General features: G+C 73.1%; 16 protein-coding genes. 8 read left to right on the top strand and 8 right to left on the bottom strand.

Translation table 11 applies throughout. From position 1 onward, the window contains the following. Position 1: 1 nt before the first annotated feature. A complete protein-coding gene (locus BLP95_RS09990) occupies positions 2–535 on the bottom strand; it encodes a GNAT family N-acetyltransferase (RefSeq protein WP_245678728.1) in 534 nt (177 codons plus the stop codon). Next, positions 532–2,079 carry a glutamate synthase-related protein gene (locus BLP95_RS09985; protein WP_089678740.1) on the bottom strand — a complete coding sequence of 516 codons (1,548 nt, stop codon included), beginning with the start codon at positions 2,077–2,079 and terminating at the stop codon, positions 532–534. Before BLP95_RS09985 ends, BLP95_RS09990 begins: the two co-directional genes overlap by 4 nt. A gap of 201 nt (positions 2,080–2,280) precedes the next feature. Between BLP95_RS09985 and BLP95_RS09980 the strand changes: the two genes are divergently transcribed. Both BLP95_RS09980 and BLP95_RS09975 read left to right on the top strand, forming a co-directional pair. Then, positions 2,281–3,186: a cation diffusion facilitator family transporter gene (locus BLP95_RS09980; RefSeq protein WP_089678738.1), complete on the top strand. Its 906-nt coding sequence runs from the start codon at positions 2,281–2,283 to the stop codon at positions 3,184–3,186. A gap of 58 nt (positions 3,187–3,244) precedes the next feature. After that, positions 3,245–3,748 (top strand): RidA family protein, encoded by a 504-nt coding sequence (locus BLP95_RS09975; RefSeq protein ID WP_342670386.1) that lies wholly within the window; start codon positions 3,245–3,247, stop codon positions 3,746–3,748. Between the two features lie 14 nt (positions 3,749–3,762). Here BLP95_RS09975 and BLP95_RS09970 read toward each other — a convergent pair whose 3' ends face one another. The 4 genes from BLP95_RS09970 to BLP95_RS09955 are packed head-to-tail and all read right to left on the bottom strand — an operon-like array spanning position 3,763 to position 7,680. Further along, the gene (locus BLP95_RS09970) at positions 3,763–4,686 is read right to left on the bottom strand and encodes a metal ABC transporter permease (protein WP_089678734.1); all 924 of its coding nucleotides are present in this window, start codon (positions 4,684–4,686) and stop codon (positions 3,763–3,765) included. Next, positions 4,683–5,891 (bottom strand): metal ABC transporter permease, encoded by a 1,209-nt coding sequence (locus tag BLP95_RS09965; protein ID WP_089678732.1) that lies wholly within the window; start codon positions 5,889–5,891, stop codon positions 4,683–4,685. The genes BLP95_RS09970 and BLP95_RS09965 overlap by 4 nt, the downstream gene beginning before the upstream one ends. Then, positions 5,888–6,682, bottom strand: a complete 795-nt coding sequence (locus tag BLP95_RS09960; protein ID WP_176760269.1) for a metal ABC transporter ATP-binding protein — start codon at positions 6,680–6,682, stop codon at positions 5,888–5,890. Before BLP95_RS09960 ends, BLP95_RS09965 begins: the two co-directional genes overlap by 4 nt. Before the next feature lie 2 nt (positions 6,683–6,684). Beyond that, positions 6,685–7,680 (bottom strand): metal ABC transporter solute-binding protein, Zn/Mn family, encoded by a 996-nt coding sequence (locus tag BLP95_RS09955; protein ID WP_218118534.1) that lies wholly within the window; start codon positions 7,678–7,680, stop codon positions 6,685–6,687. A 153-nt stretch (positions 7,681–7,833) separates the two neighbouring features. On the opposite strand from BLP95_RS09955, the gene BLP95_RS09950 reads away from it, so the two are divergent. The 4 genes from BLP95_RS09950 (at position 7,834) to BLP95_RS09935 (ending at position 12,455) form a co-directional block, all read left to right on the top strand. Then, positions 7,834–9,012, top strand: a complete 1,179-nt coding sequence (locus tag BLP95_RS09950) for a ChaN family lipoprotein (protein WP_218118533.1) — start codon at positions 7,834–7,836, stop codon at positions 9,010–9,012. A gap of 74 nt (positions 9,013–9,086) precedes the next feature. Beyond that, on the top strand, positions 9,087–9,482 hold the full coding sequence (locus BLP95_RS09945) for a glutaredoxin family protein (RefSeq protein WP_089678726.1): 396 nt from the start codon (positions 9,087–9,089) through the stop codon (positions 9,480–9,482). A 137-nt stretch (positions 9,483–9,619) separates the two neighbouring features. Continuing rightward, on the top strand, positions 9,620–11,365 hold the full coding sequence (locus BLP95_RS09940) for a chloride channel protein (protein ID WP_089678819.1): 1,746 nt from the start codon (positions 9,620–9,622) through the stop codon (positions 11,363–11,365). Beyond that, positions 11,358–12,455: an extracellular solute-binding protein gene (locus BLP95_RS09935; RefSeq protein WP_089678724.1), complete on the top strand. Its 1,098-nt coding sequence runs from the start codon at positions 11,358–11,360 to the stop codon at positions 12,453–12,455. Before BLP95_RS09940 ends, BLP95_RS09935 begins: the two co-directional genes overlap by 8 nt. Positions 12,456–12,468: 13 nt before the next feature. Here BLP95_RS09935 and BLP95_RS09930 read toward each other — a convergent pair whose 3' ends face one another. After that, the gene (locus tag BLP95_RS09930; protein WP_089678722.1) at positions 12,469–13,680 is read right to left on the bottom strand and encodes a methyltransferase; all 1,212 of its coding nucleotides are present in this window, start codon (positions 13,678–13,680) and stop codon (positions 12,469–12,471) included. Between the two features lie 22 nt (positions 13,681–13,702). After that, entirely contained in the window at positions 13,703–14,674 is a 972-nt protein-coding gene (locus BLP95_RS09925; protein WP_089678720.1) for a YbgA family protein, read from the bottom strand. A gap of 355 nt (positions 14,675–15,029) precedes the next feature. Here BLP95_RS09925 and rraA point away from each other — a divergent pair, with 355 nt between their 5' ends. Both rraA and BLP95_RS09915 read left to right on the top strand, forming a co-directional pair. After that, positions 15,030–15,518: a ribonuclease E activity regulator RraA gene (gene rraA, locus BLP95_RS09920; protein ID WP_089678718.1), complete on the top strand. Its 489-nt coding sequence runs from the start codon at positions 15,030–15,032 to the stop codon at positions 15,516–15,518. A gap of 99 nt (positions 15,519–15,617) precedes the next feature. After that, complete coding sequence (locus BLP95_RS09915; protein ID WP_089678716.1) at positions 15,618–17,501, top strand: glycerophosphodiester phosphodiesterase family protein; 1,884 nt, start codon at positions 15,618–15,620, stop codon at positions 17,499–17,501. Positions 17,502–17,528: the final 27 nt, after the last annotated feature.

The raw sequence follows: 17,528 nt of genomic DNA, 5'->3' as shown, positions 1-17,528 counted from the left end.
GCTATCGCGCCAGCTCAAGGCGCATGATGGTGACCCGCTCGCCGCGATAGTCACGCTCCTCCACCGCACGCCAGCCCAGCCGGCGGTAGAGCGCCTGGCGGTCCGGGGTAAACAGATGCAGGGTGGCGATGCCATGCTCGCCCGCCTCCTGCTCCACGCGGCGCACCAGTCGCGAGGCGATGCCATGGCCGCGCCACTCCGGGCGGACATAGACCGAGGCGAGCCAGGGGTTGAGCGCCGGGCGGTCATGCATGTCGTCGTCGATCAGGCAGGCCATGCCCACCGGCGTGTCGCCGGCCATGGCGACGAACACCGAGGGCAGCCCGCCCTCGCCGCACTGGGCGCGGAAGTCGGCCAGCGCCTGGTCGAGGCGCCGGTCGGGGTCGAGATGGCCCCACTGGGCGAACTCCCAGCGCGCCAGGGTCAGCAGGTGGGGCGAGTCCGCTGCCAGGCGCGCGATCCGGATGCGTTCCGCGATGGCGCCCGCCTTCCCGCCGGGCACCGCCAGCTCGGCGTTTGCCGCCGTGACCTTCACGCCCCCGGCTCCATCACGCCGGCGTAGCGCACCCCGCTGAGCAGCGCCATCTCGCGCTTCCAGGTGGCCAGGTCGTTGGGGTTGAGGCCCGCCAGGCGGTCGTGGCCGCAGGCGCGGGCCATCACCTGCATCAGCCCGGTGGAGGCGCGCAGGAAGCGCTCGAGCTGGGCGGCGGACCTGTCGACGTCGAGGCGCTGGCGCAGGTCGCCACGCTGGGTGGCGATCCCCGCCGGGCAGTTGTTGGTGTGGCAGATGCGCGCCGCCACGCAGCCGATGGACTGCATGGCGCTGTTGGCGATGGCCACGCCGTCGGCGCCCAGCGCCAGCGCCTTGACGAAGTCGATGGGCAGGCGCAGCCCGCCGGTGACGATCAGGGTGACGCGCCCGCTCGCCCCTTCGAGGTCGAGGTAGCGCCGGGCGCGGGCCAGGGCGGGGATGGTGGGCACGCTGATATGGTCGCGGAACATCAGCGGCGACGCGCCGGTGCCGCCGCCGCGGCCGTCGAGGATCAGGTAGTCGGCGCCGGCGTCCAGGGCGAACTGGATGTCGCGCTCGATATGGTTGGCGCTGAGCTTGAAGCCCACCGGGATGCCGCCGGTGACCTCGCGCACGCGGTCGGCGAAGCGGCGGAAGTCATCCACCGAGTGCAGGTCCTCGAAGGTGGCCGGCGACTCGGCGGGCTGCCCCTCCTCGAGGCCGCGCACCTCGGCGATCCTGCCCGTCACCTTGCTGCCCGGCAGGTGGCCGCCGGTGCCGGTCTTGGCCGCCTGGCCGCCCTTGAAGTGGAACGCCTGCACCTTCTCGAGAAGCGCTTCCTCGTAGCCGAAGCGGGCGCTGGCGAGCTCAAAGAAGTAGCGGGAGTTCTCGGCCTGCTCCTCGGGCAGCATGCCTCCCTCGCCGGAACAGATGCCGGTGCCGGCCCGCTCGGCGCCACGCGCCAGCGCCGTCTTGGCTTCCTCGGAGAGGGCGCCGAAGCTCATGTCGGAGACCAGCAGCGGCGTCTCGAGGGTGAGCGGCTTCTTCGCCTCGGGGCCCACCACCAGGCGGGTCTCGACCTCGGCATCGTCGAGCAGCGGCTGGGTGGCGAGCTGGGCCACCATCAGCTGCAGGTCGTCCCAGCTCGGCAAGCTGTGGCGCGGCACGCCCATGGCGTCGATGGGGCCGTGGCGCCCCACACCCTCTAGCCCCTCGCGCGCCAGGCGATGGATGAACTCGACGGTGGGCTCCTCCTCGGTGGCCTTGGCCTCGGGCATGCCGTCGTCCTTCGCCTGCGGCTCCGGGGCCTCCTGGCCCACCTGATCGGCGTCGAAGTGCTTGTGGGTGCCGTCGCAATAGGGGGCGTCGCCGGTCTGCTTGCACTGGCACAGGAACGCCTCGCCGTCCTCCTCAGCGGTGAACATCTGCGGCGTGAAGCCGGTGCCCTGGTGGGAGCCGTCGCAGAAGGGCTGGTCCTTCGAGCGCCCGCAGCGGCAGAAGGCGTACTCCTTGCCCTGCTTCAGGGTGACCTTCTGCGGCTTGTTGTCGGCGATGATCGGCTGGCTCATGGCGCCCTCCTGTCGGCGTGGCCGCCGCGCGGAAGCGGCGGCGAGGATGTAGGTCCAGTCTGGCGGAGGGGCGCCGGCGTGGCCAGGGGGCGGGCCGGGGAGCCGTCAACGCAGGCATGGCCGGGCAGCGTTGAGCCGGGCGATTCCCGCCCCGGCGGCGCTTCGCTACCATGGCCTTTTGTCGATCCACGAGTCCCCACCATGCAAGCCACCCTCGAGCAGCGCGCCCTGAAGCTCTCCATCGTGATGACCCTGGTGGTCTCGAGCCTGGGGGTGAGCGTGGGCCTTGCGGCCGGCTCCCAGTCGATCCTCTTCGACGGCGTCTTCTCGACCATCGACGCGGCGATGTCGGGGCTGGCGCTGCTGGTGGCGCGACTGGCGGTGCGCGAGGCCAGCGAGCGCTTCCAGCACGGCTACTGGCACTTGGAGCCGCTGGTGGCGGCACTCAACGGCAGCATCCTGATGCTGCTGTGCTTCTACGCCTTCCTCACCGCGGTGCTGGACCTGCGCGAGGGCGGCCGCGAGCTCGCCTTCGACCTGGCCATCGCCTACGCGGTGGTAGTGGCCATCGTCTGCTTCGCCATGACTGCCTACCAGCGGCGCATCAACCGGCGCGCCCAGTCCGAGTTCGTGCGCATCGACATGCAGGGCTGGCTGATGGCGGCGCTGATCACCACCTCGCTGCTGGTCGCCTTCCTGGTCGCCCTCGTCCTGCAGCGAACCGCCTGGGCCCACCTCACTCCCTATATCGATTCGGTGCTGCTGATGGTGCTCACCGCCGGCTTCATGCCGGTGCCCATCGGCATCGTGCGCCGCGCGGTCAAGGAGATCTTCCTGATCGCCCCCAGCTCGCTGGACGAGGAGGTCCATGCCGCCATGGCCCCGGTGATGGCCCGCGAGGGGCTGCTGCGTTACTACAGCCACGTGGCCAAGGCGGGCCGCGGCCACTTCATCGAGATCCATATCGTCACCGCCCCGGAGTTCGCCGCAGGCCAGGGGGTGGCGGTGATGGACGAGATCCGCCGCCAGATCGCCGAGCAGCTCACGCCGCCGCCGGAGCGGCGCTGGTTCACCGTGGCCTTCACCGCCGACGAGCGCTGGGCCTAGGGCGGAGCCGGCTGCAGGCCCGTTGGCCGCAAGGCGCGTCAGGCGCCTGGACATCCCCGTGACGCTGGACGACGCTTCCCGGGACGCCGTCCACCGCCCCGAGGATGCCCGCATGCCGCAGTTCCAGAACGACCCCACCCTGCCCGCCCCGCTCTTCCCCGGCAGCCATATGGTGATCGACGACGACTACGTCTTCCTCTCGGGGTTGACCGCCGAGGATATCCAGGGCGGGGAGACGGTGATCGGCGACATGGGCGAGGAGACCCGCCTGGTGATGCGCCGCGTGCAGCGCATGCTGGGCTCCATCGGCTGCGAGATGACCGATGTGGTGCGGGTCGACGTGCATATCACCGACCTCGACCAGATCCGCGAGATGGACGCCGCCTACGCCGAGTTCTTCGACGCCTGCCGCTATCCGGCGCGCACCTGCACCCAGTCGCCGCGCCTCTACGGCGGCGCCCACGTGGAGATCACCGTGATGGCCCGCCGCCCCGCCGAGCGGCAGGCAGAGCCGGCCGAGGAGGAGGCCGCGGGTGACGCGGACGACCCGGCGAGCGAGTAAGGCGGGGCTGGCGGTCAGGCGCGCCGCGCGGTACCGGTGCGTGCCCGGCAGGGGCCGAACAGGCAGGCGGCAAGCAGGATCAAGCCGGCGACGGTGGCGATCATGCCGGCGGCGCTGAGCGAGGCCTCGACGCCCAGCCAGCGCGGCGCCTCACCGGCCAGCAGGTAGCCGACCACCGCCGAGGCCACCGCGAAGGCCTGGCTCCAGGCGATCTGCACGCCGAGGCGGTTGGTCATCAGCCGCGCCGCGGCCGCCGGGCAGACGAACATGGCGATGACGATGATCGAGCCCACCGCCTCGAAGGCGGCGATGGCCGCCACCGCCACCAGGGTCACCAGCAACAGGTCGACCAGCGCCGGCCGGGCGCGCACGCTGGCGGCGAAGTCGGGGTCGAAGCTCGCCAGCACCAGCGGGCGACGCAGCACCACCACGAAGGCCAGCACCACCAGCGCCACCCAGGCGGCCCGCCCCAGCTGCGGCGGCAGGTCGGCCAACGCTACCGGGTCGAGCAGCGCGGCCGGCCCGGTGCCCTCGAACCAGATCAGGCTCTCCAGATTGCCGTAGAGGGCGTGCTCCACGTCCAGGTGCACCCCGCCGGCGCCGTGCCACTCCAGCAGCAGCACCCCCAGGGCGAAGAGGCTGGTGAACACCACGCCCATGGCGGCGCTGCCCTCCACCCGCCCCAGGCGGCGGATCAGCTCGATCAGCACCACGGTGACCAGGGCGGCCACCCCGGCGCCCAGCATCATCGCCAGCGACGCCAGGGTGCCGGTGATCAGGAAGCTGACCACGATGCCCGGCAGCGCCACATGGCTGATGGCATCGCCGATCAGGCTCTGGCGACGCAGCACCAGGAAGTTGCCCAGCAGCGCGCAGGTCATGGAGATCAGGATCGCCACCGTCAGCGGCACCAGGCTGAACATCATGAACTCGCTCATCGCGCTCCCTCCGGCGGTAGCTCCCTCTCCAGGGCATGGATGGCATCCGCGGAGAGCACCTGGCCGATGGGGGTGAGGCCGGCGTGCTCGCGGTGCAGGGCGTCGTCGGGGTAGCGCCGCCGGTAGAGCGCCCAGAGCCGCTCCTCGTGCTCGGCGTCCCGGGCCGCCGCCAGGCCGGCCGGGGTGGCGACCCCGTCGCGGCGCACATGGCCACGGCGGCGCAGCAGCCTGAGGGTCAGGCCGTCGAAGATCGGTTCGTCGCGCCCCAGCGCCAGCAGCCCCTGGCGCAGGTGCACGCGCTGGCGCAGGCGGCGATAGGCGAGCAGCGAGGCGAGCACCCCGCGGCGCGGCGAGAACAGGAAGGAGACCAGGAACAGCGCGAAGGCGGCCAGCACGATCAGCGGTCCGGTGGGCAGCCCCTCCCGGGCGCTGGAGAGAGTGACGCCCAGGTAGCCGGCCAGCGCCCCGAGCAGCGCGGCCAGGGCCACCATGCGCATCGGCTGGTCGGTCCAGAAGCGCGCCGCCACCGGCGGGATGATGGTCAGCGCCACCACCAGGATCAGCCCGGTCACCTTGAGCCCGATCACCACCACCGCCATCAGCAGCAGCAGCAGCAGCAGGTCGAGCCGGCCGGTGTCGAGCCCCTGGCTGCGGGCGAAGGCAGGGTCGAAGCAGAGCAGCAGCAGGTCGCGCCGCCACACCAGCACCGCCACCAGCAGGGCGAGGCCGCAGGCGGCGATCAGCAGCGCCTCGGCGTAGAGCATGCCGGCGGTGGCGCCCACCAGGTAGCCGGTCAGCCCCGACTGGCCGCGCACCGAGAGGGTCTGGATCACCGTGATCAGCACCACGCCGAAGGCGAAGAAGGTGGAGAGCACCGCGCCGATGGCGGCGTCCTCGCCCAGGCGGGTGCGCTCGCCGATGCGCTGCACCAGCCACAGCCCCAGGGCGGCGCTGCCGGCGGCGCCGGCCAGCAGCGCCGGCAGCACCCGGCCGTCGCCCTGGGCCAGCCCCACCACCAGGAAGGCCAGGGCCAGCCCCGGCAGGGTGGCGTGGCTGATGGCATCGCTGACCAGGGCACGCTTGCGCAGCAGCACGAAGCTGCCCACCATGCCGGCGGCGGCGGCCAGCAGCATGGCTCCCACCGTCACCAGGCTGGTGTTGTAGCCCAGGCTGAAGGCGAGCGCCCGGCCCCAGGTCTCGATCATCGCACCGTCTCCCGGGGCGCCTCGGTCAGCCGCGCCAGCTGCACGGGGCTCAGCCGCCCGCCGTAGGTGGCCTGCAGGTTCTCCTCGGTGAAGACGTCGTCCACCGGGCCGGCGGCGATGCGGCGCACGTTCATCAGCAGCACATGGTCGAAGTAGTGGCGCACCGTGGCCAGGTCATGGTGCACGCAGAGCAGGGTGCGCCCCTCGTCGCGCAGCGCCTTGAGCACCTCGATGATCGCCGCCTCGGTGGCGGCATCGACCCCGGCGAAGGGCTCGTCGAGGATGGTGAGGTCGGCCTCCTGGACCAGCGCCCGGGCCAGGAAGACCCGCTGCTGCTGGCCGCCGGAGAGCTGGCCGATCTGGCGCTCGGCGAAGGGCTCCATGCCGACCCGGGCCAGGCTCTCCATGGCCCGGGCGCGCAGCCGGCGGGCGCCGAACTGCCACCAGCGCAGGTCGCGGTAGAGCCCCATGCCCACCACGTCGATGACCCGCGCCGGGAAGTCCCAGTCGACGCTGGAGCGCTGGGGCACGTAGGCCAGGTGGCGGGTCTCCTGCTCCAGCGGCCGGCCGAAGACGCGCACCTCGCCGGTGAGGCGCGGGGTGATGCCCAGCGCCGCCTTGAGCAGGGTCGACTTGCCAGCGCCGTTGGGGCCGATGATGGCGCTCATGCTCCCCGGCGGGGTGACGAAGTCCACCGAATGCACCACCGGGCGCTGGTCGTAGCTGACGGTGAGCCCCTGGATGGCCAGGGGGCTGGCGATCACCGCCTTGTCGAGACGCGAATCGGGCATGCTCATGGCTCCTCGTTGCCGGCGTCCTCCAGGCGGCCCAGGCGCCCCGCCTCGGGCGCCTCGCCGCCCAGGGCCCGGGCGATCACGGTGACGTTGTGGTCCAGCATCCCCAGCCAGGTCCCCTCGTAGCTCCCCTCGGGACCCATGGCGTCGGAGTAGAGCTCGCCGCCGATGCGCACCTCGTGGCCCACGGCGGCGGCGCCCTCGATCAGCGCCCTGACGTTGCGATCCGACACCGAGGTCTCCACAAACAGCGCGCCGATCTCGCGCTCCACCAGCAGGTCGACCAGCGACTCGATGCGCGCCAGGCCCGCCTCGCTCTCGGTGGAGAAGCCCTGGATGCCCAGCACCTCGATGTCGTAGGCCTCGCCGAAGTAGCCGAAGGCGTCGTGGGCGGTGACCAGCACCCGGGTCTGCTCGGGAATGCTCGCCAGGGCCTCGCGGGCGTAGGCGTCCAGCGCCTCGAGCTCCTCCAGATAGGCCTGGGCGCTGGCCTCGTAGGCATCGGCGCCCTCGGGGTCGAGCTCGATCAGCGCATCGCGCACGGCGATCACCGCGTGGCGCCAGCGGCCCGGGTCCATCCATACGTGGGGATCGGGCTGGTCGGGGTACTCCTCGTCGGCCAGGCGCGCCTCCACGGGCACCGCCTCGCCCACGGCGATCACCGGGCGGCGCGCCTCCAGGCGGGCGAGCAGCTCGGTCAGCTGCACCTCGAGGTTGAGACCGTTCCAGAACACTGCGTCGGCGCGGCTCATGGCCATCACGTCGCTGCGGGTCTGGCGGTAGAGGTGGGGATCGACGCCGGGACCCATCAGACCCTGCACCGCGACCCGCTCGCCGCCGACCTTGCGCACCGCATCGGCGACCATGCTGGTGGTGGCGACCACCTCCAGCACGGGGGAGGATGGCGACTCGGCCGCGACCGGTGAGGCGGTCAAGGCAAGGAGCAGCAGCGTGGCGGCGGGGCGGCGGAGGAAACGGAAACGGAAACGGGGCACTCGAGACTCCGGGAGCAGGCGTGAACCCATAGAGTAACGCGAAGCGCCGGCGCTGATAATCGCGGCTGCCTATCACCCTCATCGAGACGCCCATACCCAGCGCCGCGCCGGGTCGGCTATGGTAGGCCCGGAATGCCAACGGAGCGCCGCTACATGCCGACGATCGTCCCCCTCCCCGCCCTGGGCCTGACCCTGGGGCTGGCCCTCGCCCTCCCCGCCGCTCCCGTCATGGCCGACGCCTGCCCCGCCCCCGGGGAGTGGCAGCGCCACGGCGAGACGCTGGCCGCGGACAGCCTGCTGTCGGAGCTCGCCGCACACCGCGTGGTGCTGCTGGGCGAGCAGCACGAGCGGCTGGCCCACCATCGCTGGCAGCTGCACACCCTGGCGGCGCTGCACGCCCTCGAGCCGGGGCTCGCCATCGGCCTGGAGATGCTGCCGCGGGAGGCGCAGCCAGCGCTGGATGCCTGGGTCGCCGGCGAGCTAGACGAAGCGGGCTTCCTCGAGGCGAGCGGCTGGCACCAGGCGTGGGGCTACGATCCGGCACTCTACCTGCCGATCCTGCACTTCGCGCGTATGCACCGGATTCCGCTGGTGGCGCTCAATGTCACCCCCGAGCTGCGCCGCCGGCTCGCCGACGAGGGCTGGACGGCGGTACCGGAGGCGGCGCGCCACGGCCTGAGCGAACCGGCACCAGCCTCCCCTGCCTATCGTACCGCCCTGGCCGAGGTCTACGCCGAGCACCCCGAGGCCGCCGACCCGACGGCCGACGCCCCGGACACCGCCGAAAACGCCGAGGGGCTCGAGCGCTTCATCGCCGCCCAGCTGGTCTGGGATCGCGCCATGGCCGAGGGCCTCGCCCGGGCCGCCGAGCAGGCGCCGCTGGTGGTGGGGCTGATGGGCGAGGGCCACGTGCGCCATGGCCACGGGGTGCCCCACCAGCTCGCCGCGCTGGGCATCGAGGCGACCTCAAGCGCCCTGGCCTGGGACCGGGAGCGTGGCTGCCCGGCGCCTGACGGCATCGCCGATGCCCTGTTCGGCCTGGGCGACGAGGCGCGCCACGAGCCCGCGGCGCCGCCGCGGCTGGGGGTGCTGCTGTTCCCCGACGAGGCGGGGGTCCGGGTGGCCCGGGTGGAGCCGGAGAGCGTCGCCGAGGCGAGCGGGCTCGTCGAGGACGACCTCATCGTCGCCGCCGCCGGGCGACCGGTGGCGGCCGCCGGGGAGCTGGTGGCGATCATCCGGCGCCAGGCCCCGGGCACCCTGCTGCCCCTGGAGGTGAGGCGCGAGGGCGAGGCCCGGGAGCTGCTCGCCCGCTTCCCCGCCGAGGCGCCCTGAGCCCCGGGTGGCCGCTCGCCGGGGGGCGTGGCATCATGGCCGCCCCCTGCGAGCCACCACGAGGACCCCACCCCATGCGACCCCTGATCCGCCTCTTCTTCCGCGGCCTGCGCCTGGTACTGGCGCCGGTGGTGCTGATCGCCGAGAAGCTCTCCACCCCGCGGGCCGTGGAGCGCGGCGCGGAAGCTCAGGCCCAGGTCGATCGCGCCTGCGAGGACCTGGCCCTATACCAGTTCCGCACCTGTCCCTTCTGCGTCAAGGTGCGCAAGGAGATCGCCCGCCTGGGGCTGCCCATCGAGGTGCGCGACGCCCAGCTCGACCCGGACCACCGCCGCGAGCTCGCCGAGGGGGGCGGCCGCGTCAAGGTGCCCTGCCTGCGCATCGCCCGCGACGACGGCGAGGTGGAGTGGCTCTACGAGTCCGACGCCATCAACGCCTGGCTGCACCGCCGCTTCGGCCAGGCCGCCTGATACCGCGCCTCCGGTGAAAGCGCGGCGGGGCTGGCCCGCGGCGTGACCCGCTGGCGCGTCGCCAAGCCGGACCAGGACCCTTGCGGGCGGCATGTGGCCGGGTGGACGGCGCGGGTCCCGCCACCTACACCTTGGGTATGGAGACCACGACGGCGCCCACCGGCCGCGGCCCCGTGCCGGTGCTGCGCTTCCTGGGGCTGGTGCTGCTCGGTGCCGCCATCGGCGGCGTCGCCGCCCTCGCTGCGGCCGGCTTCGTACGCGCCGTGCTGGCCCTCAACGCGCTGCTGCTGATCTCGCCGCGCAGCCGCATCATGGTGGCCGATCCCGTGCTGCTGACGCTGGCCACCGTGGCGGTTCCCACCCTGGGCGGCCTGGTGGTCGGCCTGCTGCACCGTCGCCTGCCCGAGGGGCGCCCGCATACCCCGGCCGACGTGATCGCCGCGGTCCAGACTCGTCGCGGCCGCCTGCCGGCACGCGAGGGCGGCGTCTCCGCCCTGACCGCCCTGCTCTCCCTGGGGGCCGGGGCCTCGGTGGGCCAGTACGGGCCACTGGTGCACCTGGGCGCCACCCTGGGCTCGCTGGGCGCCCGCCTGCTGAGGCTGGGGCGCTCGGAGGACAACATCACCATCGCCTGCGGCGTGGCCGCGGCCATCTCCACCGCCTTCAATGCGCCCCTGGCGGGCATCGTCTTCGCCCACGAGGTGGTGCTGCGCCACTATGCCCTGCGCGCCTTCGCCCCCACCGCCGCCGCGGCGCTGGTGGGCCACGTGATCGCCACCCAGGTGCTGGCCCAGGGGGCGCTGTTCCACGTCGCCGACACCGCGGTGCCCCGCGCCTGGGAGTTCGCCCTCTTCCTGGGCATCGGCGGGCTAGGCGCCCTGCTCGCCGGCGCCTACATGCATGCCATCCTCGCCATGGGCCGGCTGGCGGGTCGTCTCCCGCTGCGCCCCGAATGGCGCCCCGCGCTGGCCGGGGCCCTGCTCGGGCTCACGGCGCTGTGGGTGCCCGACATCCTGGGCATCGGCCAGGAGGCCCTGCGCTTCGCCACCATCGCCGGCGCCTTCGGGGGCGGCGAGCTGCTGCTGGTGCTGGTGCTCAAGGTGGCCGCCACCGCGCTGTGCCTGGGGCTGGGCTTCAGCGGCGGGGTGTTCAGCCCGGCGCTGGTGATCGGCACCCTGTTCGGCGCCCTCTGCGCCACCCTGCTGGCAAGCCTGACGGGCGGCGCGACGGAGACCTTCGTGTTCTACGCGGTGTGCGGCATGGTGGCGGTCACCGCACCGGTCATCGGCGCCCCCCTCACCAGCCTGCTGATCGTCTTCGAGCTCACCGGCAACTACGCCCTGACCACCGCGGCCCTGGCCAGCGTCACCCTGGCCAGCCCGCTCGCGGCCCAGCTGTTCGGCCGCTCGCTGTTCGACATCCAGCTGCACCGCCGGGGCCTGGACCTCTCCGCCGGCCGCGGCCGCGCCCTGCTGATGGAGCGGCGAGCCGCCGACCTGCTCAGCGACGACTGCGTGACCCTGGCCCCGGAGAGCCCGCTGCAGGCGGCCATCGCCGCTCTCGCCCGCGGCCACCACGGCGAGGCGCACCTGGTGGACGCCGCCGGCCGCTACCACGGCTGCGTGACCCTGGCCGAGCTGGAGGCGCTGCACCAGGCAGGGGGCAGCCACACGGCCGCCGACGGCGTCGACGCCGGCCGCCCGACCCTCTCGCCGGCGACCACCATGTGGGAGGCGATGACGCGCCTCCAGGAGGTCAGCGGCGAGGCGCTGGCGGTGGTCGACGACGACCGCTTCCTCGGCGTGGTCTACGAGGCACGCATCGCCCGCGCCTACCTCGAGCAGAGCGACACCCTGCGTCGCGAGGAGCAGGGTCATGGCTAGGCGCGGGCTCCTGCTGGCGCTGCTGCTGGCCACAAGCCTCGCTGCCCAGGCCGAGCCGCTGCGGGTGCTGAGCTGGGGCGGGGCCTACGAGCGCGCCCAACGCGAGGCGCTCTTCAGCCCCTTCACCGTGCAGACCGGCATTCCCGTCGAGGTGCACCGCTACGACGGCGACCTGGGCGAGCTGCGCCGCTCCGCCGCCAGGGGCGAGGCCCCCTGGGACGTGATCGACATGACCCGCAGCCAGGCCATGGCGGCCTGCGAGGCAGGCCTGCTGGCGCCGCTGCCCGCCGACCTGGCCGCCCCGGCACCGGATGGCACCCCGCCCCGCGAGGACTTCCTGCCCGGCGCCATCGGCCGCTGCGCCCTGACCCATACGCTGTTCGCCACCGTGGTCGCCTACCGCCCCGAGGCCTTCCCCGGGCGCCGCCCGACGCGCATCGGCGACCTCTTCGACCAGGCGCGCTTCCCCGGGCCCCGGGCGCTGCAGCGGACCCCGGCGGTCAACCTGGAGTGGGCGCTGCTCGCCCATGACGTGCCGCACCAGGAGCTCTATCGGCTGCTCAGCACGCCGCGAGGGCTGGACCTGGCACTGGCGCGACTCGACAGCCTCGCGGCGATCCACTGGTGGCAGGAGGGCGAGACGCCGGTGCGCCTGCTGGCCGCCGGCGAGGTGGTGATGGCCTCGGGGTACAACGGGCGCTTCTTCGACGCCATGGTCAACCGTGGCCTCGATATCGAGATCCTCTGGGATGGCCAGGTGCAGGAGCACGAGACCTGGGCGATCCCCCGCCATGCCCGCCGCCCCGAGGCCGCCCGCGCCTTCATCCGCTTCGCCACCACCACGGAACGGCTGGTCGTCCTCGCGGAGCGTATCCCCTATGGCCCGGCCCGCCGCTCCGCCGCGGCGCGGGTCGGCCGCCACCCGGAGCGCGGTGTGGACATGCGCCTGCATATCCCCACCCACCCGCTCAACGCCGAGGGCGCCATCGAGAAGGACGAGCGCTGGTACGCCCGCACCCTGCCACGCATGCAGGCGCTCTTCGATGCCTGGCGCCAGCGGCGCCAGGAGAGGGATGCCGCGACACCCTGAACCGCCAGCCGCCTCAGCACGACGCCGGCCGCCCGCGGATCAGCAGGTTGCGCGGGGTGAGCTCGCGCGGACAGAAGGTGCCGAGCTCCACGGCGTAGCCTGCCTCGGCGAGGAAGGCGGCACGATCCAGCGCCAGCCACACCTCCAGCGGCCGGCGGAAGAGATGGCGCAGGGCCTCCAGCCTTGCCACCTCGGCCTGGCGGCGCCACCCCTCGGCCTCGAGCGCCGCCCAGTCGAGCCCGGCGGGCAGCGAGAGCCCCTTCTGCGCCGCGGCCCAGCGGCAGAACCCCGCGAAGCACCCCGGCATGCGCCCGTAGGCGAGACTCGGCACCGGCAGGTAGGCGTCGACGCCGCGCAGCTCGCGCTGCAGGCGGTCGAAGCCGAGCCGCCAGGCCCCCGCTCGGCGGCGCTGGCGGCGCACGCCGCGCGGGGCGGTAACGGTCTCCTGCACCGCCAGGGCGAGGTCGTCACGGGAAAGCGCCAGGCCGTGTTCCGCCATCGGCACCCCGGCCGCCCGGGAGAGCGGCCGGTACTCCGCCGCGGCGGTGCGCTGGTAGCAGCAGGGGGCCAGGGTCACGGCGCTGCCCGCCGTGGCGGCCGCCTCCAGCAGGCGGCGGTGCAGGTCGCCGCAGGCGTGCAATGCACAGGCGTGGGTAGCGCGGGTGAGCCAGCGCGCCGCCTCCGGGGCCATCACGTCCTGGCGGACCGGGCGCACCGCGAGCCCCTGGGCCTGCGCCAGCGCCTCACCGGCGGCGCACAGCGCCGGGTCCCACTCCAGGGCGAGCACCTCCCCGCCATGGCGGCGGGCCAGGGTCCGTGCCAGGTGCCCCTTGCCGGCGCACCACTCCAGCGCCGCCTGGCCCGGGGCCAGGCGCACCCGCGGCAGGAAGGCCTCGATCTGGCGCCACTTGCGACCGCCGACATGCTGGGCCCATGCCTCGGGGAGCGGTTCGGGACGCGGCGCCAGCTCGGGCAACGCACACAGCGCCTCGAGCTCCGCCACCGGCAGCCACTCGGCCAGGGGGGAGTCGACGAAGGGCTCGGCCTGCAGGCGGGCCAGGCGCTCCTCGCCCAGCGCCAGCAGCGCGGCCTGGAGGTCGGGGAAGGCCTCGGCCCAGGGCGGCACGAGGTGCTGGAAGGGCTCGGGTCGCCACAGCGGCTGGTGGCGCGCCAGCAGCTCGGTGAGGCGCGCCAGGCGCCGGGCGAGGCTCGGGGAGTCGGACACGTCGGGCTCCAGGCGCAGAGGCTCAGATGGCGTTGCGCAGCCCCAGCTCGTAGGGGTGCGGGTCGAGGTAGGTCTGGGCGCGGATATAGTCGGAGCCGTGACGCTTCAGGTAGTGGTTGAGCAGGCGGATCGGCACCGTCAGGGGCACATGCCCCAGGCGATAGTCCTCGATGGCGGTGAGCAGATCCTGCTTGGTCTCGGCGTCCAGGGCCTCCTTGAGGTAGCCGAAGACGTGCATCAGGGCGTTGGTGTGGGTCTTGCGGGTGGCGGGGCGCGCCAAGGCGGCCATGAAGCGCTGCAGGTAGTGCGCCATGGCCTCGCCCAGCGGGCGCCGGCTCGATTCCGCCAGGTAGCGCCCCAGCTCGCGGTAGGTCTCGACGTGGTGGGCCATCAGCAGGTACTTCTGGCGGCTGTGGAACTGCAGCAGCGCATGGTAGCCGGGAGTGGCCTCGACGTGGCGCTTCCAGTCGTCGTAGGCGTAGACCCGGGTGATGAAGTTCTCGCGCAGCACGGCATCGTTCATGCGCGCCTCCTCCTCCAGCGGCAGCTCGGGGAAGTGGCGGCGCAGCGCCCGCACGAAGGCGCCGGCACCGGAATGGCTGGGCATGCCGTTGTCGGGGCGGTAGACCTTGACCCGCGCCAGGCCGCAGCTGGGCGAGCCCTTCATCAGGATGAAGCCGCGCAGGTGGCGGTGGTCCTCGATGAAGGCCCGGCTGACGGCTTCCAGGCGCTCGGTGACGTCGAGGCTGAGGTCCCGGGTGCCCACCACCCGGGGCGACTCGCCCTCGAGGCCGACCAGGCGGATCGGCTCGCGGGGCACTCCCAGGCCGGCCTCGAGCTCGGGACAGAAGGGCTCCAGGGCGAAGCGCTCGGCGAGCACCTCGAGGCAGTAGCGGGAGCGCTTGTGCCCGCCGTTGTAGCGTACCTGCTCTCCCGTCAGGCAGCTGCTGATGCCCACCGGAATCCGCCGCTCGTCCGTCACCCGCTCCCCCATCTGCTGCTCTCCTCCTCGTCTCCCCGGATGCCGGGGTCCATGCCGCCGCCATTGTGGCATAGCCGTGCCGGGTTGCCCTCCCCCTGGCATCCTGCCTGCACTTAGGGGCTATCGCAGTTATCCATCGAGCCTTAGCGAAAGGCGCCGGGGACAGGTCGTAGAGGGGGTCCTATGCCAGGGATGGCATCGGTAGCGCCCAGGGAGGGGTTCACAGCGCCCCCTCGAAGGCCTGTCGCCGGGATAGCCTTGAGCGGTGGTTCCATGAAATAGCCCTGCCTGCACCTTTCGGTCAACTGCCGAGGGGGCCCGGGCTATGGCATCATCGGGCGACATTCATCCGGCGAGGAGCCCTGCCATGAGCCAGATCATCACCCCGGACATCTGCGACGCCCACCCCGAGGTGCGCATCCTCGACCCGCTGTTCGTCAACCTCGGCGGCCGCGAGGCCTTCTGCGGGCCGATCCGCACCGTGAAGTGCTTCGAGGACAACTCCCTGGTCAAGCAGGCGGTGGCCGAGCCCGGCGACGGCGCCGTGCTGGTGGTCGATGGCGGCGGCTCGACCCGCTGCGCCATGCTCGGCGACATGCTCGCCGCCCAGGCCGCCGGCAACGGCTGGAGCGGGGTGGTGATGTATGGCTGCGTGCGCGACGTCGACGAGCTGGCCGAGACCGACCTCGGCATCCAGGCGCTGGGCGCCCACCCGCGCAAGAGCCAGAAGCGCGGCGAGGGGCAGCGCGATATCCCGGTCACCTTCGCCGGGGTGACGCTCTCCCCCGGCGAGTGGCTCTACGCCGACAACAACGGCATCCTGGTGGCCGAGGCGCGCCTGCCGCTGGAGGGCTGAGCCGCCCCAGCGCCCCTTGCCGTCGCGCTTGCCGGCCCTCTTGCCGACACAGGGCGGCGGCTGTCACCCTTGGCTCATGCTAGCCACCTCGAGCCCGCCATGCTGGCCCTCTCGCGACTGAGCCGGGACGTCCTGCGCACCCTGCGCGAGCACCTGCGCCCGCTGGTCGCCTACCACCTCTTCTTCACCCTGCTGGCCTCGAGCCTGCTGCTGCCGGCGGCGGCCTGGAGCCTGGCCGCCCTGGTCGGGCGCTTCGGGCGCACCGTGATCAGCAACGCCGAGCTCCTCGACCTGCTGCTGACGCCGGGCGGGGTGCTGTGGCTGCTGGCCGCCATCGGGCTTACCTTCCTGGTGCTCTACCTGCAGCAGGCCGGCATGATCCTGGTGGCGGCGCGGCCGCGGGACAACCACCTGCGCCTGGCCTTCGAGGCGCTGTGGTGGACCCTGCACCGCCTGCCCTCCCTGGCGGGGCTGGTGGTGATCCAGGTCGGCACCCACCTGCTGCTCCTCGCGCCCCTGGCGCTGGGGCTGGTGTGGCTCCATGGGGCGCTGCTCGGCCACCTCGACCCCTACTATGTGCAGCGCGTGCGCCCGCCGGCACTCTGGCAGTTCCTGGCCCTGGCGCTGCCGCTGGTGCTGGCCTGGGCCTGGATCGCCGCCGGCCTCTACGTGCGCTGGATCCTGGCGCTGCCGCTGGTGGCCCTGGAGACGCTTTCGCCCCGCCGGGCGCTTTCGCGAAGCCGCGACCTCACCCGCGGCAACCGCCGCCCCATCGCCGTGGCCGCCCTGGCCCTGCTAGGGGTGATCGTGCTGCTGCCGGTGCTGGCCACCCTGCTCTTCGACCGTCTCTTCACGCCGCTGCTGTGGTGGCTGCCGGAGCGCAACGCCGTGCTGGTGCCGGCCACCCTGGCCTACCTCACCGCCTATGTGCTGGTGACCCTGGCCATCACCTTCGTGGGCATCGCCGCCAACGCCCTGCTCTCCGCCTGCCTCACCCTGCGCCTGGCCCATCGCGAGCCGCGCCCGGCCCCGCCACCTCCCGGCGCCCACCCGGGGGGCCTGGCCTGGGGGCTGGAGCTCGGTGTGGTGCTGTTCGCACTGTGGCAGGCGTGGCTGATCGTCAACAGCTTCGAGCTGCGCGACCAGGTAAGCGTGATCGCCCATCGCGGCAGTTCCCTCGAGGCCCCGGAGAACACCCTGCCGGCGATCCACCGCGCCCTGGACCAGGGCGCCGACGTCGTGGAACTCGACGTGCGCCTCACCGCCGACGACCGGGTGGTGCTCTACCACGACCGCACCTTGCAGCGCCTGACCGGCGACCCGCGCCGGCTGGGGGAGCTGAGCCGGGCCGAGCTGGAGGCCTTCGACGTGGGCAGCTGGTTCGGCGACGCCTATGTGGGCGAGCGCATCCCCGGGCTCGACGAGGCGCTGGCAGCGGTGCGCGGGCGCAGCACCCTGATGATCGACCTCAAGACCGACCCGGGCCGGGAGATGGCGCTGGTGGAGGCGGTGGTCGCGGCGCTCGAGGCGGAACGGGCCGAGCGCCTCGCCTGCCTGGCCGGGGCGGTGGTGGATCGCGAGGTGCGCGCCTGCGGCGACCCGGATGTGATCGCCGAGACCCGGGTGGCCACCGTCTCACCGCCCCTCTCGCGCCGCATCCGCGAGCACTATCCCGAGCTGCGCCTCACCCTGCTGGCCCAGCTGGTGCTGCCCGGCACCCTCGACCGCCGCGGGCTCGATGCCCTGGGGCTGCGCCACAACCGCATCGACGAGCGAGAGATCGCCCTGGCGAGCCGCTACGGCTACGAGCTCCACGCCTGGACCATCAACGACCGTGCACGGATGTCGCAGCTGATCGACCTGGGGGTGGACGCCATCATCACCGACCACCCCGCACGCCTGGCCGAGCTGATCGCCGAGCGTCGTGAGCTCGGCGACGGCGCCCTGCTGCTGGTCAAGCTGCGCAACTGGCTCCGGCAGTAGGCGTCGGGCGAGCACCGCACGACCCGG

Source organism: Halomonas shengliensis (genome assembly GCF_900104135.1).
In the GTDB taxonomy this organism is placed as follows: Bacteria; Pseudomonadota; Gammaproteobacteria; order Pseudomonadales; family Halomonadaceae; genus Halomonas; species Halomonas shengliensis.
This window is presented reverse-complemented; position numbering and strand designations above follow the sequence as displayed.

Excerpts from the sequence above, each read along its gene's own strand:
- BLP95_RS09985 (WP_089678740.1), bottom strand. The coding sequence starts at position 2,079 with ATGAGCCAGCCGATCATCGCCGACAACAAGCCGCAGAAGGTCACCCTG.
- BLP95_RS09980 (WP_089678738.1), top strand. The coding sequence starts at position 2,281 with ATGCAAGCCACCCTCGAGCAGCGCGCCCTGAAGCTCTCCATCGTGATG.
- BLP95_RS09970 (WP_089678734.1), bottom strand. The coding sequence starts at position 4,686 with ATGAGCGAGTTCATGATGTTCAGCCTGGTGCCGCTGACGGTGGCGATC.
- BLP95_RS09965 (WP_089678732.1), bottom strand. The coding sequence starts at position 5,891 with ATGATCGAGACCTGGGGCCGGGCGCTCGCCTTCAGCCTGGGCTACAAC.
- BLP95_RS09960 (WP_176760269.1), bottom strand. The coding sequence starts at position 6,682 with ATGCCCGATTCGCGTCTCGACAAGGCGGTGATCGCCAGCCCCCTGGCC.
- BLP95_RS09950 (WP_218118533.1), top strand. The coding sequence starts at position 7,834 with ATGCCGACGATCGTCCCCCTCCCCGCCCTGGGCCTGACCCTGGGGCTG.
- BLP95_RS09945 (WP_089678726.1), top strand. The coding sequence starts at position 9,087 with ATGCGACCCCTGATCCGCCTCTTCTTCCGCGGCCTGCGCCTGGTACTG.
- BLP95_RS09940 (WP_089678819.1), top strand. The coding sequence starts at position 9,620 with ATGGAGACCACGACGGCGCCCACCGGCCGCGGCCCCGTGCCGGTGCTG.
- BLP95_RS09935 (WP_089678724.1), top strand. The coding sequence starts at position 11,358 with ATGGCTAGGCGCGGGCTCCTGCTGGCGCTGCTGCTGGCCACAAGCCTC.
- BLP95_RS09925 (WP_089678720.1), bottom strand. The coding sequence starts at position 14,674 with ATGGGGGAGCGGGTGACGGACGAGCGGCGGATTCCGGTGGGCATCAGC.
- rraA (WP_089678718.1), top strand. The coding sequence starts at position 15,030 with ATGAGCCAGATCATCACCCCGGACATCTGCGACGCCCACCCCGAGGTG.
- BLP95_RS09915 (WP_089678716.1), top strand. The coding sequence starts at position 15,618 with ATGCTGGCCCTCTCGCGACTGAGCCGGGACGTCCTGCGCACCCTGCGC.